The sequence below is a fragment of the Pleomorphomonas sp. PLEO genome, from assembly GCF_041320595.1.
Lineage (GTDB): Bacteria > Pseudomonadota > Alphaproteobacteria > Rhizobiales > Pleomorphomonadaceae > Pleomorphomonas.
In genome coordinates this window covers 5366182-5390172 of sequence record NZ_CP166625.1, presented here as the reverse complement: position 1 = coordinate 5390172, position 23991 = coordinate 5366182, and the positions used below count along the sequence as shown (strand labels likewise).

Genomic DNA, 23991 nt, shown 5'->3' with positions numbered 1-23991 from the left:
CCTTGCTGATACTGAGATCTTGATTCCGTATTCGTCCGCCGCGCTCCGACCGTTGGCGCGGCGGTGGCTAGAGGCCAGGAGCCTTCCACATTGAATGGGTGATGCCGGCGTCGACGAGATGGCGTTGGGCGGCATAGGCCGTACGCCAACGCTCGGTAACCTCGCCATAGAGGGCGTGACGGCTGGCGTCCGGCTCGTAGCGGCGACGCCAGCGAACGACGGCGTCGGCTGCCTCCGGCAGCGAAGCATATTCACCCACGCCAACCCAGGCGGCGAGGCCGGCGGCAAGCGCCGTTGCCTCTGTCACCTCGGGCACCTTCACCGGTAGGCCAGTAACGTCGGACAGGATCTGGCCCCACAACTTTCCTTTGGAAGCGCCGCCGGCAAAAACGAGTTCGGTCAGCCTCACACCCGCCAGATCGGCGGCGAGTCGAAGGTTTTCCGACGCGACGATCGCCGCGTTCTCCTGAATGGCGCGGAAGATCTGCGGCTTGCCGCAGACGCTGGCATCCAGCGACAGGTTCAACAGCGATGGCGCGGCATGATACCAGGCGGCGCAATTCATCACGTCCGAGAAGATAGGCAGGATGCCGTTGGCGCCTGGTGCCACTGTCGCGGATTTTTCCTCGAGCAGGGCGTAAACGTCGATGCCGCGTTCGGCGGCGATGCGCTTTTCTTCGTCACAGAAGGCGTCGCGGAACCAGCGAGTGGTCATGCCGACCATGAAAGCGATGCCTTCGGCCTGGCTGAGGCCGGGCACCACGTGCGGATTGACGCGCACCCGCATGGCGGGATCGGCGATCGGCCGCGGCATGTTGACTACCTGTTGCCAGAAGGTGCCGCCGAGCACGGCGGCTTGGCCGGCTCGGGCAACGCCGAGGCCGAGGGCGCCGAGCTGAACGTCGCCACCGCCGACCACCACTGGCGTTCCCTCTGCAAGTCCCGTATCGGCCGCAGCGGTCGCCGTTACGCGGCCAATGGCGGTTCCGGTCTCGTGGACGGGCGGTAAGATGGCCGGATCGACGCCCGCGCGGCGGGCTATATCGGCGTCCCAGGTTCGCGTGCCGAGCGCAAGCAGGCCGCTGGTGCCGCCGTTGGATGGGTCGCAGGCGATCTCGCCGGAAAGGCGCGCCACAATCCAGTCGGACAGCATGCACATGCGCGCCGTGCGGGCGTGGACGTCCGGCATATGCCGCTCGATCCACTTGAGGCGGGGAATGGCGCCGAGCGCGAAGGTCTGGCCAGTGACCGCATAGGCGTCGCGCTCGAAGCCCGGCATGGCGGCCTTTAGCGCCTTCGTCTCGTCGGACGCGCGCGAGTCGACATTGGCACAGGCCCAGAGCTCATGTCCGCTCCGGTCCCAGAGCACGATACCTTCGCGCATCGAGGTGGCGCTGACGGCGCGGATAGCCGATGCTGGCAAGCCGGCGCAGGCGAGCGCCCGGCGAACACAGCCAGCAAGTAGCGCCCAGTTGGCGGCGCAGTCGAATTCCATCGAACCGGGATGGCCAGGGTCGCTGAGATGCGTCCATTCCTCCTGTGCCACGGCGATTTGGCGACCGGCCTTGTCGAAGATAACGGCGCGGCCGCTGCCGGTGCCGGCATCGATGGCGAGAACGTAGGAGCTGGTCATGCTTGGTCTTTCTCGAGGATGGCTTCGGCAGTCGGCTCGTCGGTGATCAGCACGTCGATGCGGCCGCCACGGGCGGCGGCGCGGATGGCATCGACTTTCTTCGGTCCGCCAGCGGCGGCGATCACCTGCGGAATGGCAGACAGCGCTTCGAAGTCGAGCCCGACCAGCATCTTGTGGAAAGCGAGGTCGAGTGGCACGCCGTTCTGGTCATAAAAGATGCCGATGATATCGCCCACCGCGCCCTGGCGGCGGAAGATCTCGAACTGTGAGCGGCTGGCATAGCCAGAGGCGATCAGCGTCGCCTCGTCGGCTACGGCGCCGATACCGACCAGTGCATAGTTGGCGGTCCGCGCCATGCTCATCACGTCAACGACATGCCGCTCGGCGCGGATTGCCTCGGCAATGCTCTCCTGCGACACGACGAGCGGTGCCGGGATGAGGTGGACGTTCTGGGACGACCGGCCCGAGGCGACGCCCTCGATGTAGGCGGAGACGCCACCCGTCAGGCTGACCAGCGAAATGTCGCGGTAAGAAAGAGTTCGGGCAAGCCGTTGCAAGGTGCCCATCACCGTGGCGCCCCAGCCGACGGCCAGCATTTCCTGGTCCTTGAGGCGTCCCATCAGATACTGGCTCGCGGCTTCAGCCAGCCGGTCGTTGACGTTGCCAGATTCCTGGGCCGGGATGACGCGCGCCTCGTCGAGGCCATAGATTTCCTGCAGCCGGGCTTCCAGAGCGAAGCAGCCGCCATAGCTGGAATTGATGTGAACGTGGATAAGGCCCATCCGCCGGCCACGATCGAGCATGCGCGACACCTTGATGCGCGACAGGTTCAGCCGTTCGCCGATTTCACTCTGGGTCAAACCGTCATGATAGTAATGCCATGCCACGCGGCTCAGCAGCTCTTCTTCGTGCGGCTCGAATGCCAGCTCGTCATAGGCTTCGTTCACGTCACTCACCTTCATGACATTTGCACGGACAATAGGAGGATTGCGTCCGGGCAGCGATTTTGTCGATCATATGATCACGATGCGCACATAAGCGCAAGATCTGAAATTCTTGATCATCATTAAGTCGTGGGGCATTCTGCTGTGTCGCCGGCGAGAATAAGAAAAATCAATGAGTTATGCAATTCTCTCTGTAATGCGACAAGTGTGCGATGAGATTCTTTTGGGCTGCGCTGTCACTTATGTGCAGAATCTGGGTTGACGATCCGGGTTGTCCGACGAATAATCGACCGTGCAATTGATAAGGCGGTGTTCATTTGAACGGAAGGTACTGCTGATTGCAGACCCAGCCCGCCACCTTTGGAGGACCCAATGGCCGATATGGACGACGTGAAGGAAGGCAAGGATTTCGGATTGGACCAGCCGGTCGAGGTGAGGGCATTTCCGGTACGTGGCTCAGTCTCGCTCGACTGGGGAATGCAGGATCGTCTTGCGCGCATCTTCCAGGCCAAGAGTGGCCGTACCGTCATGCTGGCTTTCGACCATGGCTACTTCCAGGGGCCGGCCACCGGTCTTGAGCGGCTCGACCTCACCATCCGTCCGCTCGTCCCATATACCGACGTACTCATGTGCACGCGTGGAGGTCTCCGGCAGACCATGCCTGCCGATAGCCGCAAGCCTGTGGTGTTGCGTTGTTCGGGCGGCATGAGCGTGCTGACCGAGCTTTCACGTGAACTGGTGGCCGTGGATATCGAGGACGCCATCCGTCTCAATGCCTCGGCGATCACCACCAATGTTTATGTTGGCGCCGAATACGAGCACCAGTCGCTCGCCAACTTGGTCAAGCTGATCGACACGGGCAATCGCTACGGTATTCCGACCATGGCTGTGACTGGTGTCGGCAAGGATATGGTGCGCGACGCGCGTTATTTCGGTCTTGCCACCCGCATCTGTGCCGAGCTCGGCGCCCATATCGTGAAGTCCTACTATATCGACAACGGCTTCGAGAAGGTCGTGGCCGGCTGCCCGGTGCCGATCGTCATCGCCGGCGGCAAGAAGCTGCCGGAGCGCGACGCTCTTGAGATGGCGTGGCGCGCCATCGATCAGGGCGCGGCCGGTGTCGACATGGGGCGCAACATTTTCCAGTCCGACTGTCCGGTCGCGATGATTGCTGCCGTGCGAGCTGTGGTGCACGACGGCGAGAGCGTCGACAAGGCATACGATATCTATAAGGCCGGCAAGGCAAAGGCCGCCTGAGGCCACCCCCGAAGGACCGCGAACCACGCCGTCGGGCTGCCGCGAGGAAGCCCGACGGACCGCCCGGAGGAGGGCGCACTGAAATGCGGGCAGGTCCCCGCCTTTCCAAGAAAGAAGTTGGGAGACTGTCGATATGGCGGGAATCTCGCCGTCCGATCAGCGGCCGCCGCTGGTTGAAGCCAGGCAAATCTGGAAGTTCTTCGGCTCCATCGCCGTGCTGCGTGGCGTCGACCTGACGCTGAGGCCGGGGGAGGTGCATGCCCTGCTCGGTGGCAACGGTGCCGGCAAGTCCACGCTGATGAAGATGATCGCTGGCTTGCATCGCCTCGATCGGGGCGAACTTCTGGTGTGCGGCGAAGATGCCTCGGCCATGACGCCGGTGATGGCCCGCCAAGCCGGTATTCACTTGGTGCCGCAGGAACCGATGCTGTTCCCCAGCCTTTCGGTCGAAGAAAACGTGCTGATGCACGTTCCCGGCAATCGCAAGGAACTGCGCGCTCGCCTTGAGACGATGATCGGCGAGATTGGCGCCGGCATGACCCTGTCGACCCAGGCCGGTCAGCTCGAGGTTGCCGACCAGCAGATGGTCGAGATCCTGCGCGGCCTCATCCGTGATGCCCGTATCCTCATTCTCGATGAGCCGACCTCGGCACTGACGCCACGCGAAGTGGGCAAGCTGTTCGAGCGTATCCGGGCGCTGACCGCCCAGGGCGTCGGTATTTTCTTCATCTCCCACAAGCTCGGCGAGATCCGCGAGATCGCCGATATCGTCTCCATTCTGCGCGATGGCCAAGTCGTGTTGGCCGGTGCGCCGAAGTCATTCACCGACGCCGAAATCGTCGCGGCGATGACCCATATCGAAGGCAAGGAAGGCTTTACGCTCGGCCATGCCGCCGCCGCTCCGACGGAACGCGGGGCCGAACGGCTGCGTGTCGAGGGATTGGCGGGCGAGGGCTTTGCCGACGTCACCTTCTCGCTGCACTCGGGCGAGATCCTGGGTCTTGCCGGGGTGGTCGGTTCAGGCCGCACGGAGCTCGCCGAAACCATCTATGGCATCCGCCCCGCTGCGCGCGGCCGTATCTTTGTCGAGGGTAAGCCGCTGTCCGAGCATGGTCCGCGCGAGAGCCTCGATGCCGGCGTCGTGTACCTGCCCGAAGACCGGCAGGTGTCGGGCCTGTTCGTCAACGCGCCGCTCGTCTGGAACGCGTCGGCACTGGTGCTGCATCGCGGCCGGGCATGGCTGCCGCTCGCCAAGGAAAAGGCCGACTTCTCCGAACAGATCAAGCTGCTCGGCATTGTCTGCGGCAGCTCCGATCAGCCGGTGCGGACGCTGTCGGGTGGCAATCAGCAGAAGGTGCTGCTCGCCAAGTGTCTCGCCGCCGGCCCACGTGTGCTCATCCTCGATGAGCCGACGCGCGGCGTCGACGTCGCCGTGCGCGCCGATATCTATCGGCTGATCGACAGGCTGGCCGGCGCAGGCCTCGCCATCCTGCTGATTTCCTCCGACCATGAAGAGGTCGAGCGCCTCAGCCACCGCGTGCTGGTGATGAACCACGGTTATCCGGGCGGTCTGCTCGAAGGCTCCGACATCACGATCAACGCCATTGCCCGCCTCTCCTTCGGGGTCGGCGCCAAACTGGACGCTGCGCAATGATCATCCGTTTCCTGCAGCGCCACCGTGAAGCCTCGGTCGCGCTGATCATCGTCTTCCTGTTCGCGATCCTCGGCCTCGTTGATCGCAGCTATCTGTCCTTTGATACCGTGCTGCTCGTCTATGGCAACAGCCTCATCCTGTTCGTGCTGGCGATCGGCGCCACCATGGTGATGGCGACGCACGGCCTCGACGTCTCCGTTGGCTCCATCATGGGCTTGGCGGCGGTGGTCGCCGGTCTGCTGATGAATGCCGGCTGGGGGATTCCCGCTTCCATCGGCGTCGCGCTTCTCGTCGGTTTGCTCTGTGGTCTCTTCAACGGCGCATTGGTGGCGTGGCTAAAGGTCTCGGCGATTGTTGCCACGCTCGGTACGCTCGGTCTCTATCGCGGCTTTGTGCATCTTCTGTCCGGCGGCAGCTGGATCGAGGGTCTACCGGAAGGTTTCAAGGCATTGACCAAGGCCGGCTCGCTCGGCCTGTCGCCGGTCGCCTGGCTGGTGCTGGTCCTGCTGATCGTTGCTCACCTCGGATTGCGCTACACCGCTTTCGGCCGCTCGATGTTCGCCGTTGGCGACAATCGGGAAGGCGCTCGACTGATCGGCATCCGCGTCAACGAGGTACAGATCGTCGCCTATGGCCTCAATGGTCTGCTGTCCGCGTTGGCAGGCGTCATCTTTGCCTCGCAGATCGGCTTCATCCCCAACACCGCCGGTACCGGTATGGAAATGCGCGCCATCTCTTCGAGCGTGCTCGGCGGCGTCAGCCTTTTGGGCGGCACCGGCACGGTACTCGGCGCGGCCCTCGGCGCTTATTTCATGACGTCGATCGACAGCATCCTGGTGCTGCTGCGCCTTGAGGCCTACTGGAACGACATCATCGCCGGCGCCATCCTGCTGGTGGTGCTGATCACCGACGGCAAGATCCGCGAAGCCGTCGACCGTCACCTTCGCTACCAGAAATATCGCAAGTTCATCGACCCACAGGCGGCGGGGCAGCATGCCGACGCGGCCAAGGCTGCCGGACGGACCGTCAAGACGGTGCTCGAGACCTCGGAGGCGCGCAAATGAAGCTCCATCCCGCCCTCAAACGCTGGGAGAGCGTACTGGCGCTGCTCCTGATCGCCGAGATCCTGTTGTTTGGTGCCATCAACCCGGTGTTCCTGCAGCCGGCGACGCTTCTCTACGCCACGTCCGACTTCATCCACGTCGGCATCACGGCACTGGCGCTGACGCTGGTCATCATCACCGGCGGCATCGATCTGTCGCTCGGTTCGGTGATGGGTCTGTCGGCCATCACCCTCGGGATCCTCTGGGTCGGCGGCGTCGACATCTGGGTGGCAGCGGTGGCCGCGCTTGCCGTCGGCACGCTTGCTGGCGTCTTCAACGCCGTCGCCATCCATCTGTCCAAGGTCAATCCGCTGGTCATCACGCTCGGCACCGGCTTTCTTTATGGCGGTGCCGCTCTGGTCCTGTCGGGTCTTGCCGGGGCAACGGGCTATGAGGGCATCAGCAATTTCGATCCGGCCTTCGTCAATCTCACCAATCTTGAAATTGTCGGCCTGCCGCTGCCCTTCGCCTTGTTCGTGGTGTTGACCATCGCTTTCATGGCGCTTCTGCACCGCACCCGCTTTGGCCGCTATGTCTATCTGATCGGTCAGAACCCGCGCGCGGCGGCTTATGCCGGTACGCCTGTGTTCCGCACGCTGGTGGTCGCTTATGCCCTGACCAGCCTGATGGCAGCGTTGTCCGGCCTGATCCTCGCTTCCTATTTCGGCTCGGCCCGTTCCGATTTCGGTACGACGGCGCTGATGCCGGCAATCACCGCCGTGGTGCTGGGGGGCACGTCGATCTATGGCGGCTCTGGCACCATCCTCGGCACGGCGCTGGCCGCGCTTCTGGTCGGCTATCTGCAGACCGGCCTTCAGCTCGTCGGCGTGTCGAGCCACGTCTCGAGCGCCTTGTCCGGCGGCCTGTTGGTCATCGTGGTTGCCTTGCGCAGCCTCTCGGAGATGGGACGCGTCTGGTTCCAGCACCGGCGCGTGCTGAGGAACGTTGCGGCCGAATGACGGTCTGACGTTTGAGGAGGAGGGCCCGGAAATTGGGCGATCAGCCCCCCGGGTCATGTCTTGGAAGGAGAGCAAAAATGAAGTTTGGTACCGTTTCCCTTGCGCTTGCCGTGGCTGCCGCTGCGACCTGCGTCGGCCCGTCGGTCGCTGCCGACGCCGCCCGCATCGCCTTCATCCCGAAGCTGGTTGGCGTCGGTTTCTTCACGTCCGGCGGTAAAGGCGCCGTCGAGGCCGGCAAGAAGCTCGGCGTCGAAGTGACCTATGACGGCCCGACTGAGCCGTCGGTGTCGGGCCAGGTGCAGTATATCAACACCTTCGCCAACCAGGGCTTCAAAGCCATCGTCGTCTCCGCCGTGTCGCCCGACGGCCTCTGCCCGGCGCTGAAGCGCGCCATGTCGCGCGGCATCAAGGTTCTGACCTGGGACAGCGACGTCAATCCCGAGTGCCGCAGCTACTACATCGACCAAGGCACGCCGGCTCAGCTCGGCAAGCTCCTTGTCGACATGGCCTCCCAGCAGCACCCGGCCGACAAGGCCAAGGTTGCCTTCTTCTATTCGAGCCCGACGGTGACCGACCAGAACCAGTGGGTCGAACAGGCCAAGGCGATCATCGCCAAGGACAAGCCGGGCTGGGAAGTCGTCACCACCCAGTATGGCTACAACGATGCCCAGAAGTCGCTGCAAACAGGCGAAAGCATCCTGAAGGCTTATAAGGACGTCGACATCATCATCGCTCCCGACGCCAACGCGCTTCCCGCCGCCGCTCAGGCTGCCGAGAACGTCGGTCGCGCCGGCCAGGTGACCATCGTCGGCTTCTCGACGCCGAACGTGATGCGCCCCTACGTCAAGCGTGACACCGTCAAGGCCTTTGGCCTGTGGGATGTCACCAAGCAGGGCGCCATCTCCATCTACGTCGCCGATCACCTCATCAAGAACGGCGCCATGAAGGTCGGCGACAAGCTGGAGATTCCGGATGTCGGCACCGTCGAGGTGAGCCCGAACAGCGTCCAGGGTTACAAGTACGAGGCTGACAACAACGGCATCATCCTGCTGCCCGAGCGTCAGGTGTTCACCAAGGACAATATCGACAAGTTCGATTTCTGATCGGATTTCCACATCTCCGCGGAACGGCGGTCCCTCCCGTCTGCCGTCCGCTCCTCCCCCGTCGGCTCCCCCCATTTGGCCGCGCGGGATTCCGGAGAGCCGGCCGCCATCCACCGGCGGCCGGCCATCCTTTTGTTCCTAGTCAATTTGGAGGTTCAGGCCATGCACGTCACGCTCGTTGAGATCAACGTCAAGCCCGACCGCGTCGACGATTTTCTGCGCGTCTTCGGCGCCAATCGCGAGGGCACCATTGCTGAGCCCGGTTGCCGCCGCTTCGACGTGCTGCGGGACCCTACTGAACCGACCCGCTTCACCATCTACGAGGCCTTCGTCGACGAAGCGGCCGTGAAGTTCCACAAGACCACGCCGCACTATCTCAAGGTGAAGGCCGAACTCGAGGACATCATGACTGGTCCGCGCAGTCACAAGGTGTTCATCGGCGTCCTACCGCGTGACTGAAGAGGCTTGCATGTTTCCCTCTCCGGATGATCTGGCGACACGCGATGCGCTGAAGGCGTTCCTGCGCCGCGCGGCGCCGTCTCTCAGCGTCGGCCTTCTGGCCGCTGACGCCATGGCCTATGGTAGCGCCATCGCCGAACTCGAGGCAGCAGGCACGCCCCTTCTGCATTTCGATGTAATGGATGGCGTCTTTTGCCCAGGTTTCACCGCGGGGCCACCGCTCGTCGCGGCGACGAAAACGAACCTGCTGAAGGACGTTCACCTGATGGTGGCCGATCCGCTCAGCATCATTCCTGCCGTGCTGAAGGCCGGCGCTGACATCGTGCACGTCCACCCCGAGGGGCTGTTGCACCTCCACCGGGCGCTCGTCATGCTGGATGTCGATGTGGCCGGCCATCCTGGGCGGCGTGTGCTGCGTGCCGTGGCTCTCAATCCGGCTACGCCGGTCGATGTCGTGGTGCCCATGCTGCATGCGATCGATATGGTGACATTGCTCGCCGTCGACCCCGGCTGGAGCGGCGGTGTGCCCGACGCGGCGCTTGGCCGGAAGATCGAGCGGCTGAGACAACTTGCCACTGAAGCCGGCGTGGATCCGCTCATCGCCATTGATGGCGGTATCACCGAGGCGACTATTGGCGTTGCCGCCAGTTTCCGACCGGATATGATCGTCAGTGGCAGCGCCGTTTTCAAAGCGGGCGCCAGCATTGCGGATAATCTGAACGGATTGCGCCGGGCAACCAGCCGGTAATCGCTGAAGGAGACAGCCATGCGGATCGACCTTACCGGCAAGCGTGCCGTCGTCACCGGATCGACGGCGGGCATCGGTCTCGCCATAGCCAAGGGCCTTGGCGAGTGTGGCGCTACTGTCGTTATCAACGGGCGCACCCAGGCGGCGGTCGAAAAGGCGATAGTTGCGGCTAAAGCCGCTATTCCCGATGGTCGCTTCATTGGCCATGCTGGAGACCTCGGCACCGCCGAAGGCTGCGCGGCGATCGTCGCCGCCCACCCCGATTGCGACATACTCGTCAACAATCTCGGGATATTCGGCCCGCGCGACTTCTTCGAGACGCCCGATGACGAGTGGACCCGCTATTTCGAAGTCAACGTCATGTCAGGTGTCCGTCTGTCACGCGCTTGGCTTCAGGGTATGGCGAAGCGGGACTGGGGGCGTGTGGTGTTCATCTCCTCGGAGTCTGCTCTCAACATTCCCGAGGACATGATCCACTATGGCTTCTCCAAGACGGCCATGGTGTCGATCGCTCGCGGTCTCGCCAAGCGAATGGCCGGCACCGGCGTTACCGTCAATTCGGTACTCCCCGGTCCGACACTGTCCGAGGGCTTTGCCGATATGCTGTCGGACGAGGTGAAACGGAGCGGCAAGACAGTTGAGAAGGTCGCTGCCGACTTCGTCATGACCCACCGCTCATCGTCGATCATCCAGCGGGCCGCCAGCGTCGAAGAGGTCGCCAACATGGTGGTCTATACCTGCTCGCCGCAGGCCTCGGCCACCACCGGCGCTGCCCTGCGCGTCGATGGTGGTGTGCTCAACACCATTTGATTTGAGAGTACCCACCGATCGGCTTGCAACAACCTGGTTGGCTGGGCTCAACGCTTACGCGGGAATCGGTCGGCTCGCCCAAGCCCGGCTGTCCGAACCGGTAAGCGCTCGTGCCGAGCCGAAACTACTTTGCTCGATACGGGCAAGAAGATCGCTGGTGATGGCGTTGACGGCATTGCCGCCGCCGTAGATGAAGGCCGTATAGACCTGCACCAGATTGGCGCCGGCGGCGATCTTCAGATAGGCGTCCTCGCCGGTCATCACACCGCCAACGCCGATAATCGGCAAAGTCCGGCCGACCCGTTCGCGCATCTTGGCCAGCACGATAGTCGATCGCTCAAACAGCGGCTTGCCCGAAAGGCCGCCCGGCTCCGCCGCCGTCGGTCCGAACACGCCGCTGCGCGACAGCGTGGTATTGGAAATGACGAGGCCGTCGGCGCCACGAGCCGCTATTACGGCGGCGATGTCGTCGAGCGCTTGCTCGTTGAGGTCCGGGGCGATCTTGACCAGTACCGGCGTCCGCCGGCCGACCGCCGACGTCGTCTCGTCGCGTGCCTCGACGACGCGCGCCACGAGATCGGACAGAGCGGCGCTTGCCTGCAAGTCTCTGAGGCCCGGCGTATTGGGCGAGGATATGTTGACGGTGAAGTAGGAAGCGAGGCCGGAGAAGGCCTTGATGCCCGTCACGTAATCGGCGGCGCGATCGGCGCTGTCCTTGTTGGCTCCGACGTTGACCCCGATGACGCCCGGCCGTCCTCCGCGCCGCTCAAGCTGCTTCAGCGCGTGGGCATGGCCTTTGCCATTGAAGCCGCAACGGTTGATCACGGCCCCAGTCTCCGGCAGGCGGAAGATGCGCGGCTTTGGGTTGCCCGGCTGCGGGCGCGGCGTCAGCGTACCGACTTCCACATGGGAAAATCCCTGCTTCAGCAAGGCATCGGCGATCTCGGCGTCCTTGTCGAAACCGGCGGCAAGCCCAATCGGATGGTCGAGCCGCATGTCGAAGAAGCTGACGGCGAGGCGATCGTCCACCACCTTGGGCAGGCCTGGGGCCAGGTTGAGGCGCATGGCGGAAACGGCAAGCGTATGGGCGAGTTCCGGGTCGAACCGCCGGAGCATGGCGGCACTGAACGAGCCGATCAGTTCGGAAAGGGTCATCGGCCGGTCTCCAGGTCGGGGAACTGATGGGCGCCGTCCGGCCCCAACGGCAGCGGAACAATGAAATCCACCGCCGAAAATTCCAATGGTGCATACAGATGCGGAAAGAGAGCGCCGCCGCGTGACGCTTCCCACTTCAGCGCATCGCCGAGGGCGGCCGTCTCGATGCCGATCAGCAAGAGGTCGCTCTGACCGGCAAAGTAAAGGCGCGCCGTCTCTTTGACCTGCGCACCCGACGACAGGTGGATGAAGCCGTCCTCGAAGTCGATAGATGCGCCAGCAAACACACCAGTCGCTTCGCCGGCTTCCCACAGCATGCGCGGCGCAATCTTATAGACGAGACGATCCATGGGCGGAACTCCGAAAGGCTGCGGCCATCCTCTAGAGCATCCGCCAGCCTGATACCACCCCGCTCAAATCAAATCCCCGCGCAGGGCTGCCATCGTGAGTGAACAGCTTGCCCCCTCGGCGAGAATGCAGCATTTTTGCCTCGCAAGCGCTCCGGCGAGGGAATTCCGCAGGCAATGGCTCGACAGCAAAGGCGGTACGGTTTTCTGACGCGTGGGATCGTCCCGCTGATCGTCGGCTCGGCTCTGACGGTCGCTGCGCTGGTCTGGCTTTGGGGGGATGCGGAGCGCCAGGACTTGACGACGGCTCGCCCGACCATAATGGATTTCGGTCGCTCTCCTTTACCTCATGTGCCGAGGAAGCTGCTCACCGCCGATGCGCCGCCACCGATCCAGATGGCCAGTCAGTCGGCTATGGCAGGCAAAGCCGCCGAGGGGCCTCCGCAGGAGTTGCCCTCGGTGCCGCCGCCCGGCACCTTCGAGGCACTCTTTTCGCGCATCACCGTTCTCGATGCCGCTCGCTTCAGGACCGTTCGCGACCGCGAGCCCCTGGTCATCCATCTTGCCGGCATTAACGGCGTCGCCTTTTCCGATTCTTGCGAGGGGACCGTTGGCCGCTGGAACTGCGGCGCACGGGCGCGCGCCGATCTTGCCCGGCTGATCGGGCCGCGCGCGGTCGGTTGCGTCGGCATCGCGGCGGATGGGGACGAAGGCGAAAGTCGCGCCGACTGCTGGGTCGGCAACCGCAATCTGTCGCTCTTCATGGTGAGCCGGGGATGGGCGGACCCGGTCGATCCCGCCGACGCACGGCTCGCTCCCTATGCCGCAAAGGCGAGGGATGAAAAGCTTGGGCGCTATGGCGACGGTGGCCTGCAGCCGCCGGATCCGACCTTAAACTAAAAAGGCCGGCGCATGCGCCGGCCCTGATTGTCGCTGTATCGGGTGTCAGCTCTGGCCGAGCGTGCCGGCAAGGGCTGCGTCGATCATCGCCACGGTTTCCTTCAGGCCATAGAGTTCGACGAAGGAGCCGAAGCGCGGGCCTTTTTCCTGGCCAAGCAGCACCTGATAGAGCGTCGCGAACCATTCCAGGCTGACGCCGGGGCCGCCGTCCGGGCTCTTTTTCGACGGGTCCTGGAAGCGCGGGAACGACCGGCCCACTGCCAACACGGTATCCTGGATTACCTCGCCGGTCGTGGTGACCGGCAGCGCGTCCAGCGCGTCGCGCAGCTTGGCGAGGGCCTGCCGCTCCTCGTCGTCCGGCGCACGGAAGGTGACGAAGGGCTTCACTCGATCCTGATAATAGGCCAGAGCATAGCCGCAGAGTTCGTCGAGTTTCGGATGCGTCGCCGGCGTCACGCCCGGCGAGTGCCGGCCGATATAGGCCCAGAGCGCGCCCTTGTCGTGGGCATGGCTGGCTGAGACGAGATTGAGCAGCATCGTGAAGCTGACCGGCACCGGCGTCACCGGCGGCTGGCCGGAATGGATGTGCCAGACCGGGTTGGTGAGCTGCTGATCGGCATCCATCGTCGGGTATTTGTCGAGATAGGCGAAATACTCGTCGACGGCGCGCGGGATCACGTCGAAGAACAGACGCTTGGCCGTCTTCGGTTTCTGGAACATGTAGAGCGCCAAGCTGTCCGGCGAAGCGTAGGTTAGCCACGCATCAATGGTGAGACCGTTACCCTTCGACTTTGAAATCTTCTCGCCGCTCTCGTCGAGGAACAGCTCGTAGTTGAAGCCATCCGGCGGCGTACCGCCCAGCACCTTGCAGATCCTGGACGACGTCTTGACGTTGTCGATATGGTCCTTGCCGCTCATTTCGTAGTCGACGCCGAGCGCTGCCCAGCGCAGCGCCCAGTCCGGCTTCCACTGGCACTTGGCATGACCGCCGGTCACCGATGTCTCGAAGCGCTCGCCGGTGGCCGGATCGGTCCAGACGATCGTTCCCTTTTCGACGTTGCGCTCCTCGACCGGGACCTGCATGACGACTTCCGTCTTCGGATGCACCGGCAGGAAGGGCGAGTAGGTCCGCCGCCGCTCTTCGCGCAGCGTCGGCAGCATGATCTCCATCACCGCGTCGTATTTCGCCAGCATGCGCAGCAGCATGTCGTCGAAGGTGCCCTTCTTGTACTCCTCGGTGGCCGACATGAACTCGTAGTCGAAGCCGAAGGTGTCGAGGAACTGTCGGAGCTTGGCGTTGTTGTTGTGGCCGAAGCTCGGATAGCCGTTGTCGAACGGGTTTGGCACGTTGGTCAGCGCCTTGCCGAGGTTGGCCCGCAGCAGCTCCTGGTTCGGCACGTTGTCCGGCACCTTGCGCATGCCGTCCATGTCGTCGGAGAAGCAGATAAGGCGCGTCGGCACGCTGTCGCCGGTGAGCACGCGAAAGGCGTGGCGCACCATGGTGGTGCGCGCCACTTCACCGAAGGTTCCGATATGCGGCAAACCGGACGGGCCGTAGCCAGTCTCGAAGATCACCGGCTTGGCGGTATCTTTCCGTTTCTCGATCCGCGCCACGATCTTCTTGGCTTCCTCGAAGGGCCAGGCCTTGGAGCGGCCGGCCGCGGCGAGAAGCGCGGGATCGGAGAGCAGGGTGGAAGAAACGGTTGCCATCGGTTGCCTCTATTCGAGAAAACCCGGAGTTTCCGGGCGGGCGGACAGTAGGGACGAGGCCGGGAAAGGTCAAGGACGAGGGGCGGGTTTGCGCCGATTCCCCTGGTAGGGCCGATCGGTGGCGGACACATTTCCGCCGAGAGGATGCTTGCGCTTTTATCGACAGCGTCCCAAATAAGGGCCCGTTTGACTTTTGCCCGAGGGTTCCATGCCGAAGCCGTTGTCCGCCCAGGAAGCGTTGATCTGGGTAATGGTCACCACCGCGATCGCCGACCGTAACATGACCGAGCGCGAACTTACCCAGTTCGAGCGATTGATTGGTTTCTTGCCGGTATTTCAGGGTTTCGAGGGGTCGATCGGCGAGATCGCCGACGCCTGTTCGGAAAATTTGAAATCGGTGAATGGCATCGACCACATCCTCGATCGGGTGGCGATGGCGTTGCCCGAGCGTCTCCATGAGACGGCCTACGCGCTGGCCGTGGAGGTCGCAGCCTCCGACGTCGAGGTCAAGCAAGAGGAACTGGTGTTCCTGCAAATGCTGGAGGACCACTTCTCCCTCGACAAGCTGGCTGTTGCCGCCATCGAGCACTCGGCTCGCGTCCGCTACCGCAAGGCGGGGTAAGGCGGCACACGCGGCTGAATTCATCTTGACGGCGGCCCGTATTGGCGGGATGACCCGGCACTCATCAAGCCGAGTGCCATCATCTTGCATGCAGCCTCTTCCGGGGATCTTCTCGCCGACCGCCGTTACGAATATGCCCGCGCCTATTTTGACGCGGGCGATCACGAGGCAGCGGCGGACCTTTATCTGCAAGCTCTTGAACTGGTGCCCGGTTGGCTGCCGGCGTTGGTCGGCGCCGCCGACGCCCTGGCCGCCGCTGGCCGCCGTGAGGAGGCCGAGCCGCTGCTGCGCAAGGCAGCGACCCGCGATATCGACGGTCTGTTCGGAACATCGCTAAAGCTCGCCGCTCTCGGCCTTGCAGAGGTTCCCTCCGCCCCGCCGGAGGCCTATGTGCGTGGTCTTTTCGACGACTACGCGGACCGCTTCGAAACGGCGCTGGTGGACGATCTCGGCTACCGGGCGCCCTGGCTGATCGCCGATCTCATCGAAGAGGTCCGCCCCGGTGCAGGTTTCGCGCGCGGTGTCGATCTGGGCTGTGGCACCGGCCTGATGGCCGAAGCATTGAAGAATCGGATCGAACACTTTTCGGGCTGCGATCTCTCGCCGGAAATGGTTGCCCGTGCCAAAGCCGGCACGCGTTATCAGGCCCTCGCTGTAGCCGAGGCGACCGCCTTCCTGTCGGAGCGCACCGAAACCTTTGATCTGGTCACCGCTGCCGATGTGCTGGTCTACATCGGCGCGCTCGACAGTCTGTTCCAGCATGTGGCCGCCTGTCTCGCACCGGGCGGCCTTTTTGCATTCACCGTCGAGGAATCCGACGACGGCGACTTCGTGCTGCGCAGCAGCCTGCGCTATGCCCATAGCGAGACCTACGTCCGCCGGGGCCTCGCCGAGGCTGGTCTTGCTGTCGCTGAGCTCGTGCGCGGAACGCTGCGGTTCGATCGCGGCGCGCCGATCCGAGGGCTCGTGGTGGTCGCAAGGCACGCGCCCTGACGTCCTCACAAATGTTCTTCACTTGTTCGCGGAAATCGGGCTTACTTGCCCGGTGACCGAGACGAATCTTCTGCCCCCCAAATTCGAGGCCTGGTTCGCGTCGCGTGGCTGGAGCCCGCGTGCTCATCAGCTTGCGCTTCTTGAACACGGCCTGGCCGGTCGTTCCGTGCTGCTGATCGCACCCACCGGAGCCGGCAAGACGCTGGCCGGTTTTCTGCCGAGCCTTGTCGATATCGCCGCGCGGCCGAAGTGGAAGCCGGGCACGCGTCGGCGTGGCGTTCATACGCTCTACGTCTCGCCGCTCAAGGCGCTCGCCGTCGATATCGAGCGCAACCTCGAAACGCCGGTGCGGGGCATCGGCCTCGACGTCGCCATCGAGACGCGCACGGGCGACACCTCCGCCTCGCGCCGCCAGCGGCAAAAGCTGATCCCGCCCGACATCCTGCTCACCACGCCCGAGCAACTGGCGCTGCTGCTCGCCGGTCGCGACGCGGAAACCTTCTTCGAGGACCTGAAAACGGTTGTTCTCGACGAGTTGCACGCGCTGGTGACCAGCAAGCGTGGCGATCTTCTGGCGCTCGGTCTCTCCCGTCTCCGTGCCATTGCCCCGGCCATTCGAACCGTCGGCCTGTCGGCAACCGTCGCGGAGCCAGACGAATTGCGCGCCTGGCTGGTGCCGCAGGCGCCGGGTGAACCGCCATTCCTCTCCGAGATTGTCACCGTCACGGGCGGTGCCCGGCCGGATATCCGCATCTTCGAAGCGGACGAGACCATTCCCTGGGCCGGGCATTCGGCGCGCTATGCCTACGAAGGGCTGCTCGCCGAGATCGATCGCCGCCGCATGACGCTGATCTTCGTCAATACCCGCAGCCAGGCGGAGATGATCTTCTCCGAGCTGTGGCGCCTCAACGATGCCAACCTGCCGATCGCCCTTCATCATGGCTCGCTCGATGTCGGCCAGCGGCGCAAGGTGGAGGCGGCGATGGCTGACGGCCGCCTCAGAGCCGTCGTCGCCACTTCGACGCTCGATCTCGGCATCGACTGGGGCGACATCGACCTCGTCATCCACGTCGGTGCCCCCAAAGGCGCCAGCCGGCTCGCTCAACGAGTTGGCCGGGCCAATCACCGCATGGACGAGCCGTCCACCGCGCTCCTGGTGCCGGCCAACCGCTTCGAGGTACTGGAGTGTCAGGCGGCGCTCGATGCCAACTACATCGGAGCACAGGATACCCCGCCGATCCGCGACGGCGCGCTCGACGTGCTCGCCCAACATGTGCTCGGCCGAGTGGTGGCCGGTCCGTTTCGTGCCGATGAATTCTACGCCGAAGTCGTTTCGGCCTACCCCTACCGTCAGTTCGGCCGCGAGCAGTTCGACCGGGTGGTCGACCTTGTCGCCACCGGCGGCTACGCGCTACGCGCCTATGAGCGCTACGCCAAGATCAAGCTGACCGCCGATGGCACTTGGCGGCTCACCCATCCGCGCTTTGCCCAGGCTTACCGGCTCAACGTCGGTACCATCATCGAGAGCCCGATGTTGAAGGTACGCCTCGGCGGTAAGGCGCGCGGACGTGGGCCGGTGATGGGTGGTCGGCTGCTGGGCGAGGTGGAGGAGTATTTCTGCGAGCAGATGAAGGTCGGCGATACTTTTTTGTTTGCCGGCGAAGTTTTACGTTTCGAGGGTATGCGCGAGACCGAGGTGATCGTCTCAAGGGCGCGGTCGAGCGATCCTCGCATCCCGGTTTATGCCGGCGGTAAGTTCCCCCTCTCGACCTTTCTTGCGGCCGGTGTCCGCCAAATGCTGTCCGATCCTTCATCATGGGGCAAGTTGCCGGCACCGGTACGGGACTGGTTGGCTTTGCAGCGCGATCATTCTCTCCTGCCCAAGCCGGACGAACTTTTGGTCGAGACCTTTCCCCACCGTGGACGCTTCTTCCTGGTGCTCTATCCCTTCGAGGGACGGCTCGCCCACCAGACTCTCGGCATGCTGTTGACCCGCCGGCTTGAGCGCTTTGGCCTCAAGCCGCTTGGCTTCATTGCCACCGACTATGTCATTGGCGTCTGGTGCGCCGCCGACGTCGGGAGCGCCTTTGCGCTTGGTGAGCCGACGCTGTCGCGCCTGTTTGAGCCGGATATGCTGGGCGACGACCTCGAGGCCTGGATGGCCGAGAGTTATCTCCTGAAGCGCATGTTCAAGGCCTGCGCCATGATCGCTGGGCTCGTCGAGAAAAACGCCATTGGCGCTCAGAAGACCGGGCGGCAGGTGACGGTCTCCACCGATCTTATCTACGACGTGCTGCGGGAGCACCAGCCCGACCATATCCTGCTGGAAGCGGCTTGGGCCGACGCCTCCTCGGGGCTTTTGGACCTCCGACGGCTCTCGGATATGCTGTCACGAATCAGCGGCCGCATCGTGCACAAGCGGCTCGACCGCATCTCGCCGCTTGCCGTGCCGATCATGCTGGAGATCGGTGGCGAGCGCATCGCCGGTGAGGCCGACGAGGATGTGCTCCGGCAGGCAGCCGACGAAATTATCCGGGAGGCCATGGCGTGACGGCGCTGAGGGCAGGACAAGGAGACGACGACGTGCTGACCGCGGGCGGTCTCGTGAACCTCAATGGCGCCGCTGTGCGCTTCGATGCTTCGGGCGTGCTCCATTGGCCGGAGGAACGGTTGCTGGTCGTTTCCGACCTGCATCTCGAAAAAGGTTCCTCGCATGGCTCGCGTGGCCGCTTCGTGCCACCCTATGACACGCGTGCCACGCTCCGGGCGCTGGCCGAGGCGATGGGCCGTCTCCGGCCGGAGCGGGTCATCGCTCTCGGCGATAGTTTTCACGACGGTGGAGCCGAAGGGCGTCTCGCCCCCGCCGACCTTGATAGCCTGACGATGCTGGTAGGCTCGGTCGATTGGACCTGGGTCGCCGGCAATCACGATCCGTTGCCACCGGCTGGCCTCGGCGGCACGCCGGTCGCCGAGATCGTCGTCGGGCCGCTTGTCTTTCGGCATGAACCGCATGTTGGGCGATCCGCCGGCGAGGTGGCCGGCCATCTGCATCCGGCAGCCAAGGTGGGACGAACCCGCTCGGTGCGCCGGCGCGCCTTCGTCTGCGATGGCAGCCGCTGCCTGCTGCCGGCCTTTGGCGCTTACACTGGCGGTCTCAACGTCATGGATGCGGCGTTCAAGGGGCTGTTCGAGCGGTCGCGTCTCATCGCCTGGATGCTGTCGGATGGTCGGGTCTATCCGGTCCGCTCGGCCGAGTTCCTGCCGGACTAGGCATCGCGCCGAAAAATGGGAACCGGTTTTCGAGCAACCACGATGCCCGAATGTGCTCAATCGCGCCTGAACGCCACGCCGGCCAGCCAGCCGGTGAAGCAGGCGATAACCACGGTGGCGAGTCCGTAGAGAGCCGGCTGCTGATGGGCGAGGTTGGTGATCGCCTGTTCGAAGCCACCCTTCAGGATGGAGAAATCCTGTGTCGTCTTGGCGAGCAATACGCCGCCCGAGAACAGGTAGACGGTGGCCGTATACCAGCCGATCGGCACATTGGCCGGCAGCGTAATCGGCGCCCGAAACAGCTGTGGCGACAGGAACTCCACGCTGCCCTCATTGAGGCTGAACAGGCCTTCCTTCTGCATCAGGCGGAGGAAGGCGGCGTCGAAATCGGTCCGGACGGGAGGAAGGGCATCCGGCAGGCCGCTCGTCGGCAACATGTCAAAGCCGAGACCCTGACGAGCCCGCACCGGATTGCCGGCGACGTCGGCCATCGGCGCTGTGGTAGCGATGGCGAGAAAGGACGGCACGCGTGGCAGATCGCCCGATGTCCGGTTGATCCAGATGCCGGCCACGCGCTCCTTGCGCCGGGCGACCATCGGGCGTAGCGGACCAGTCAGTGTCACCACGACCTCATAGGGCGCGCCCCGGGAGACGGTCTGCTGATCGCGCTCGACGGTACCGAAGATGACGACACCCGAACCGGTGAAATTGGATTCGATGGAGACGCGCTCGGTCGATAGTGCTGTCACCAGCGTCTCGGCGCGCAGCATCGAGGGCGCGAGGATGAATGCAACGATGAGGAAGAGGGCGCGGACAATCATGTCAACCCCCTCCCATCCGACTGATTGAATAGAGTTCTTCCGGTTTCGCCACCAGGTCGACGGCAAACCTGAGACCGACCGCCAGTACCAAAAGGCCGAGCAGCAGGCGCAGCGTCTCGCCGCGCAGCGACTGGCCGACGCGAGCGCCGAACTGAGCGCCGACCACGCCACCGACCATCAGAGCGAGACCAAGAATGACATCCACCGTCTGGTTGGTGGCCGATTGCATGAAGGTGGTAAAGGCCATGGTGCCAAGCGTCTGCAGCAGAGTCGTGCCGATGACGATGGTGGTGGGCACCCTCAGCAGATAGATGAGGGCCGGCACCATGATGAAGCCGCCGCCGATGCCGAGCAGCGCGCCGAGGAAGCCAATGCTGGCACCGAGTGCAATGACCGGCAGCGCCGAAATGTAAAGGTGCGAGCGATGGAAGCGAATCCGCAGCGGCAGGCCGGCGATCCAGCTGTGCTGACCGGGGCGGCGCACTGCTAGTGGCGTGCCGCGTTGTTTGGCGATGATCGCGCGTATCGCCTCCACCGTCATCAACGTGCCGATGGTACCGAGAAAGGCGACGTAACAAAGGGCAATGACCACATCGAGCTGGCCGACGCCGCGCAGCACCCCGTAGACCCAGACGCCGATTGCCGAGCCGATGATGCCGGAGAGCGTGAGATAAAGACCGAGCTTCAGATCGACTGTCTTCTTGCGCAGATAGGCGAGAACGCCCGAGGCCGAGTTGGCGACGATCTGCGAGGAAACCGAGGCAACGGCGACGGCCGGCGAGATGCCGGAGAAGATGAGGAGCGGCGTCAGCAGGAACCCGCCACCCACTCCGAACATGCCGGACAGAAAGCCAACCGCCGCGCCCATGCCGAGCAGCAGGAAGACGTTCATCGGCATTTCGGCGATCGGCAGGTAGAGATCCACGACCTGTCATCCGTTCAAAGGCATCCGGCGATCAGTGTTAGCCTGCAACCTCTTGCAAAAGTGCAACGGAATGACCCTTTGGCATGGCTTTCCGGCAAAAAAAGAGCAGCGACATCAAAAAGGGAAAGCCCCCGGGCGGTGATACCCGGACGGGTCGCGGCTATTTTGATTTAGGCATTCGTTCTGGGGATGTTATCGACGGATGCAAAGGTCAGACGCGGACGCCGCTGACCTTCTCTTCAATGGCAATGACCAACTATCTGATGTCGGTAATGCTGATATGTGTGGCTGCGGATACCATGTCCGGATCGAGTTGGCTGATCAGGTCGACTTCATGGAACAGGCTGTCGATATGGGCCTGAAAGGCTGCGACGGCGGCGTCCTCATCCCTGTTGCGCAAGTGATGGAAAATCTCGGTGTGCTCCTTGAGGCTGTCCAGGAAATGGTCGCCCTTGGGTAGCGCATAGCGCCGAATGCGGTCCAATTGACCGGTTGCGCTGTGGATCGTGCGCCAGGCGCTCGGGAACCCGGAACTTTCGCAAATCAGCCGGTGGAAGCTGTTGTCGAGGGCGAAGAACTCGTCGATATCCCTTTTTTCGGCCGCCATCTTCTGCTGGAAAAGCGAGATCTCGAATTGGCTGGTCGCAGCCGGGGTAAACCGCCGAGCCGCCAGCTGGACAAGACGCTTTTCCAACGTGTCCCGCGTTACCTGACCGTCGAGCACCTCGTGGACCACGATAAGATTGACGAAGGTGCCGCCACTGGGGCGGACCACAACGAGACTTTCGGAGGCCAGTTGAATGATGGCTTCGCGCAACGGCGTTCTTGACGTGCCGAGCGCCTCGCAGATCTCCTTTTCGGAAATCGCGGCTCCGGGAAGCAGTTTCATGGCGATGATCGCTTCGCGGATCAGCTCATAGATCTGCCCAGCTTTCGGGCGAGCGTTATCGAGCAGATCACTTGAAAAGCCAAGCTTCGAACCTCCCGAACCAGCCGTAGAAAGACCTTTCAAAGAAGAAGGCGCTCGCATATTTCGGGTTTCCTGAGATCTGTTTTCGCTATTTTCAATTTTTTAAGGCCGAACCGGTCAACCGATGCAGCCTCGGCCCAGAGGGTTGCAGGGTGAACAGCAACCGCGATTCTATCGTCTCTTCATATACACCACACTGCCATAATGCATCCTCCCCCCATAAGTCGCTGAACGACCAGCCATCATCCGGAGATACGCATTAATACTTATGGCGGCATCGAGTTCCTTGACGCAACCGATATACCGATATATTGGTTGGGGCAACAAGAAACGAGGTGCGGGAGGAAGGGCTTCAGCGGTTGACCGTGGAGCTGCGCCACAGATCGTCTTGGGCGGGGCATTCATGGAGAAAATGCGATCGCAGGCTACCTGAGCCAGCTTCAGGCTCTTCGGCTTGCGGAGGTGTTGGAGCGCACAATCCCGGCAGGGCTTTGCGAGGAGGAAGCATGAAAGAGTTTGTTTCGTTCGGCCGGTTCAACGGGGAAGAGGTTCGTGAGCTCACGCTCCGGACCGACGCCGGGGCCGAGATGAAGGTGATCACCTTCGGGGCCATCATTCGCGATCTCAAGGTTCCCGCGCCGGAAGGGTTGCGGCGCGTGCTGCTCGGGTTCCAGACGCTTGAGGCTTACGTCGACAACAAACATTGGCATCTCGGCGCGGTGCCGGGGCGGGTGGCCAACCGGATCGCCGGTGGCCGCTTTCAGATCGATGGGCAGTCCTATGCGCTGCCACGCAATCAGGACAATCGGCATACGCTGCATAGCGGCGACGACGGCTTCGGCGCGCGCAACTGGGCGATCGTTGAGGCTGACGACCGGTCGGTGACACTGGCGGTTGTCGCCGATGACGGCGAACATGGCTTCCCGGGGCGGCTGACGACCACCGTCACCTATCGCCTCCTGGAGCCGGCAACGCTTCAGATCATCTATTCGGCGACAACGGACAAGGCGACGCCGATCAATCTCACCAACCACGCCTATTTCAATCTCGATGGCGGCGGCGACGTGCTGTCGCAGCGGCTTTCGCTCAACGCCGATTTCTTCACCCCGACCGACGCCGACCTGATCCCCACCGGAGAGATTCTTTCCGTCGAGGGGACGCCGTGGGATTTCCGGTCGGAGCGGCCTTTCCTGTTCAAGAAGGACGGCGGTCCGTTCCATTACGATGGCAACGTCGTGCTGCGCTCGTCCGGTACCCTGGCTGAGGCGGCGCGCGCCACGTCTTCCAAGGGCGACGTGACGATGGAGGTGTGGACCGATCAGCCGGGACTTCAGGTGTTCGACGCGGCGACGCTCAACGTGTCGGCGCCGGGACTTGACGGCGAGCGCCTGTCGCCGCGCTCCGGCTTCTGCCTCGAACCGCAGGTTTTCCCGGACTCGATCAACAAGTGCCATTTCCCCAACGCCGTATTGCGGCCAGGGGACGTCTACGCCCACCACACCGAATACCGCTTCGGCCGATAGCCCGGTCGGGCCGGTTCTCGACTTTCCGATTCTGTCGCGGGCGCGCTGCCGGTGCGCCCGAAGGCAACCTCTTTGCCAAATTTCC

Annotated in this window: 22 protein-coding genes; 14 read left to right on the top strand and 8 right to left on the bottom strand. The window is 63.4% G+C overall.

What is annotated here, in order from left to right; genetic code table 11:
- Nucleotides 1-67 precede the first annotated feature (67 nt).
- The gene (lsrK, locus tag AB6N07_RS24910) at nt 68-1633 is read right to left on the bottom strand and encodes an autoinducer-2 kinase (RefSeq protein WP_370675718.1); all 1566 of its coding nucleotides are present in this window, start codon (nt 1631-1633) and stop codon (nt 68-70) included.
- Nucleotides 1630-2580 (bottom strand): sugar-binding domain-containing protein, encoded by a 951-nt coding sequence (locus tag AB6N07_RS24905; protein ID WP_370675717.1) that lies wholly within the window; start codon nt 2578-2580, stop codon nt 1630-1632. Before AB6N07_RS24905 ends, lsrK begins: the two co-directional genes overlap by 4 nt.
- A gap of 369 nt (nt 2581-2949) precedes the next feature.
- Here AB6N07_RS24905 and lsrF point away from each other — a divergent pair, with 369 nt between their 5' ends.
- The 8 genes from lsrF (at nt 2950) to AB6N07_RS24865 (ending at nt 10670) form a co-directional block, all read left to right on the top strand.
- Nucleotides 2950-3834, top strand: a complete 885-nt coding sequence (gene lsrF, locus AB6N07_RS24900; protein WP_370675716.1) for a 3-hydroxy-5-phosphonooxypentane-2,4-dione thiolase — start codon at nt 2950-2952, stop codon at nt 3832-3834.
- A 133-nt stretch (nt 3835-3967) separates the two neighbouring features.
- Nucleotides 3968-5488, top strand: a complete 1521-nt coding sequence (gene lsrA / locus AB6N07_RS24895) for an autoinducer 2 ABC transporter ATP-binding protein LsrA (RefSeq protein ID WP_370675715.1) — start codon at nt 3968-3970, stop codon at nt 5486-5488.
- The gene (lsrC, locus tag AB6N07_RS24890; protein WP_370675714.1) at nt 5485-6552 is read left to right on the top strand and encodes an autoinducer 2 ABC transporter permease LsrC; all 1068 of its coding nucleotides are present in this window, start codon (nt 5485-5487) and stop codon (nt 6550-6552) included. Before lsrA ends, lsrC begins: the two co-directional genes overlap by 4 nt.
- The gene (locus tag AB6N07_RS24885) at nt 6549-7550 is read left to right on the top strand and encodes an autoinducer 2 import system permease LsrD (RefSeq protein WP_370675713.1); all 1002 of its coding nucleotides are present in this window, start codon (nt 6549-6551) and stop codon (nt 7548-7550) included. The genes lsrC and AB6N07_RS24885 overlap by 4 nt, the downstream gene beginning before the upstream one ends.
- Before the next feature lie 77 nt (nt 7551-7627).
- Nucleotides 7628-8653 (top strand): autoinducer 2 ABC transporter substrate-binding protein LsrB, encoded by a 1026-nt coding sequence (gene lsrB / locus AB6N07_RS24880; RefSeq protein WP_370675712.1) that lies wholly within the window; start codon nt 7628-7630, stop codon nt 8651-8653.
- Nucleotides 8654-8815: 162 nt separating this feature from the next.
- Nucleotides 8816-9112, top strand: coding sequence for an antibiotic biosynthesis monooxygenase (locus AB6N07_RS24875; protein ID WP_370675711.1), 297 nt, complete (start codon nt 8816-8818; stop codon nt 9110-9112).
- A gap of 10 nt (nt 9113-9122) precedes the next feature.
- Entirely contained in the window at nt 9123-9860 is a 738-nt protein-coding gene (locus AB6N07_RS24870; protein WP_370675710.1) for a ribulose-phosphate 3-epimerase, read from the top strand.
- Between the two features lie 18 nt (nt 9861-9878).
- Entirely contained in the window at nt 9879-10670 is a 792-nt protein-coding gene (locus AB6N07_RS24865) for an SDR family NAD(P)-dependent oxidoreductase (RefSeq protein ID WP_370675709.1), read from the top strand.
- Nucleotides 10671-10724: 54 nt separating this feature from the next.
- Here the strand turns inward: AB6N07_RS24865 and AB6N07_RS24860 are convergent, their stop codons facing one another.
- Both AB6N07_RS24860 and AB6N07_RS24855 read right to left on the bottom strand, forming a co-directional pair.
- A complete protein-coding gene (locus AB6N07_RS24860; RefSeq protein WP_370675708.1) occupies nt 10725-11825 on the bottom strand; it encodes a quinone-dependent dihydroorotate dehydrogenase in 1101 nt (366 codons plus the stop codon).
- The gene (locus AB6N07_RS24855) at nt 11822-12175 is read right to left on the bottom strand and encodes a DUF952 domain-containing protein (protein ID WP_370675707.1); all 354 of its coding nucleotides are present in this window, start codon (nt 12173-12175) and stop codon (nt 11822-11824) included. The genes AB6N07_RS24860 and AB6N07_RS24855 overlap by 4 nt, the downstream gene beginning before the upstream one ends.
- 174 nt (nt 12176-12349) lie before the next feature.
- Here AB6N07_RS24855 and AB6N07_RS24850 point away from each other — a divergent pair, with 174 nt between their 5' ends.
- Nucleotides 12350-13072: a thermonuclease family protein gene (locus AB6N07_RS24850; RefSeq protein ID WP_370675706.1), complete on the top strand. Its 723-nt coding sequence runs from the start codon at nt 12350-12352 to the stop codon at nt 13070-13072.
- Nucleotides 13073-13117: 45 nt separating this feature from the next.
- Here the strand turns inward: AB6N07_RS24850 and AB6N07_RS24845 are convergent, their stop codons facing one another.
- Nucleotides 13118-14782, bottom strand: coding sequence for a lysine--tRNA ligase (locus AB6N07_RS24845; protein WP_370675705.1), 1665 nt, complete (start codon nt 14780-14782; stop codon nt 13118-13120).
- 208 nt (nt 14783-14990) lie between these two features.
- On the opposite strand from AB6N07_RS24845, the gene AB6N07_RS24840 reads away from it, so the two are divergent.
- The 4 genes from AB6N07_RS24840 to pdeM all read left to right on the top strand — a co-directional run bounded on the left by AB6N07_RS24840 (nt 14991) and on the right by pdeM (nt 19667).
- Nucleotides 14991-15404 (top strand): tellurite resistance TerB family protein, encoded by a 414-nt coding sequence (locus tag AB6N07_RS24840; RefSeq protein ID WP_370675704.1) that lies wholly within the window; start codon nt 14991-14993, stop codon nt 15402-15404.
- Nucleotides 15405-15488: 84 nt separating this feature from the next.
- On the top strand, nt 15489-16397 hold the full coding sequence (locus AB6N07_RS24835) for a class I SAM-dependent methyltransferase (protein WP_370675703.1): 909 nt from the start codon (nt 15489-15491) through the stop codon (nt 16395-16397).
- Nucleotides 16398-16449: 52 nt separating this feature from the next.
- Nucleotides 16450-18948, top strand: a complete 2499-nt coding sequence (locus tag AB6N07_RS24830) for a ligase-associated DNA damage response DEXH box helicase (protein WP_370675702.1) — start codon at nt 16450-16452, stop codon at nt 18946-18948.
- On the top strand, nt 18945-19667 hold the full coding sequence (pdeM, locus tag AB6N07_RS24825) for a ligase-associated DNA damage response endonuclease PdeM (RefSeq protein WP_370675701.1): 723 nt from the start codon (nt 18945-18947) through the stop codon (nt 19665-19667). The genes AB6N07_RS24830 and pdeM overlap by 4 nt, the downstream gene beginning before the upstream one ends.
- A 56-nt stretch (nt 19668-19723) precedes the next feature.
- Here the strand turns inward: pdeM and AB6N07_RS24820 are convergent, their stop codons facing one another.
- The 3 genes from AB6N07_RS24820 to AB6N07_RS24810 all read right to left on the bottom strand — a co-directional run bounded on the left by AB6N07_RS24820 (nt 19724) and on the right by AB6N07_RS24810 (nt 22335).
- Nucleotides 19724-20488 (bottom strand): TIGR02186 family protein, encoded by a 765-nt coding sequence (locus AB6N07_RS24820; RefSeq protein ID WP_370675700.1) that lies wholly within the window; start codon nt 20486-20488, stop codon nt 19724-19726.
- A gap of 1 nt (nt 20489) precedes the next feature.
- On the bottom strand, nt 20490-21413 hold the full coding sequence (locus tag AB6N07_RS24815; RefSeq protein WP_370675699.1) for a sulfite exporter TauE/SafE family protein: 924 nt from the start codon (nt 21411-21413) through the stop codon (nt 20490-20492).
- A gap of 256 nt (nt 21414-21669) precedes the next feature.
- Nucleotides 21670-22335 (bottom strand): GntR family transcriptional regulator, encoded by a 666-nt coding sequence (locus AB6N07_RS24810; protein ID WP_370678321.1) that lies wholly within the window; start codon nt 22333-22335, stop codon nt 21670-21672.
- Between the two features lie 554 nt (nt 22336-22889).
- On the opposite strand from AB6N07_RS24810, the gene AB6N07_RS24805 reads away from it, so the two are divergent.
- Nucleotides 22890-23906: an aldose epimerase family protein gene (locus AB6N07_RS24805; RefSeq protein ID WP_370675698.1), complete on the top strand. Its 1017-nt coding sequence runs from the start codon at nt 22890-22892 to the stop codon at nt 23904-23906.
- Nucleotides 23907-23991 lie beyond the last annotated feature (85 nt).

Coding starts and splice junctions, on each gene's coding strand:
- AB6N07_RS24875 (WP_370675711.1), top strand. CDS start 8,816: ATGCACGTCACGCTCGTTGAGATCAACGTCAAGCCCGACCGCGTCGAC.
- AB6N07_RS24860 (WP_370675708.1), bottom strand. CDS start 11,825: ATGACCCTTTCCGAACTGATCGGCTCGTTCAGTGCCGCCATGCTCCGG.
- AB6N07_RS24855 (WP_370675707.1), bottom strand. CDS start 12,175: ATGGATCGTCTCGTCTATAAGATTGCGCCGCGCATGCTGTGGGAAGCC.
- lsrB (WP_370675712.1), top strand. CDS start 7,628: ATGAAGTTTGGTACCGTTTCCCTTGCGCTTGCCGTGGCTGCCGCTGCG.
- AB6N07_RS24850 (WP_370675706.1), top strand. CDS start 12,350: ATGGCTCGACAGCAAAGGCGGTACGGTTTTCTGACGCGTGGGATCGTC.
- lsrA (WP_370675715.1), top strand. CDS start 3,968: ATGGCGGGAATCTCGCCGTCCGATCAGCGGCCGCCGCTGGTTGAAGCC.
- AB6N07_RS24885 (WP_370675713.1), top strand. CDS start 6,549: ATGAAGCTCCATCCCGCCCTCAAACGCTGGGAGAGCGTACTGGCGCTG.
- AB6N07_RS24845 (WP_370675705.1), bottom strand. CDS start 14,782: ATGGCAACCGTTTCTTCCACCCTGCTCTCCGATCCCGCGCTTCTCGCC.
- lsrF (WP_370675716.1), top strand. CDS start 2,950: ATGGCCGATATGGACGACGTGAAGGAAGGCAAGGATTTCGGATTGGAC.
- AB6N07_RS24865 (WP_370675709.1), top strand. CDS start 9,879: ATGCGGATCGACCTTACCGGCAAGCGTGCCGTCGTCACCGGATCGACG.
- AB6N07_RS24820 (WP_370675700.1), bottom strand. CDS start 20,488: ATGATTGTCCGCGCCCTCTTCCTCATCGTTGCATTCATCCTCGCGCCC.
- AB6N07_RS24840 (WP_370675704.1), top strand. CDS start 14,991: ATGCCGAAGCCGTTGTCCGCCCAGGAAGCGTTGATCTGGGTAATGGTC.
- AB6N07_RS24870 (WP_370675710.1), top strand. CDS start 9,123: ATGTTTCCCTCTCCGGATGATCTGGCGACACGCGATGCGCTGAAGGCG.
- lsrC (WP_370675714.1), top strand. CDS start 5,485: ATGATCATCCGTTTCCTGCAGCGCCACCGTGAAGCCTCGGTCGCGCTG.
- AB6N07_RS24805 (WP_370675698.1), top strand. CDS start 22,890: ATGAAAGAGTTTGTTTCGTTCGGCCGGTTCAACGGGGAAGAGGTTCGT.
- lsrK (WP_370675718.1), bottom strand. CDS start 1,633: ATGACCAGCTCCTACGTTCTCGCCATCGATGCCGGCACCGGCAGCGGC.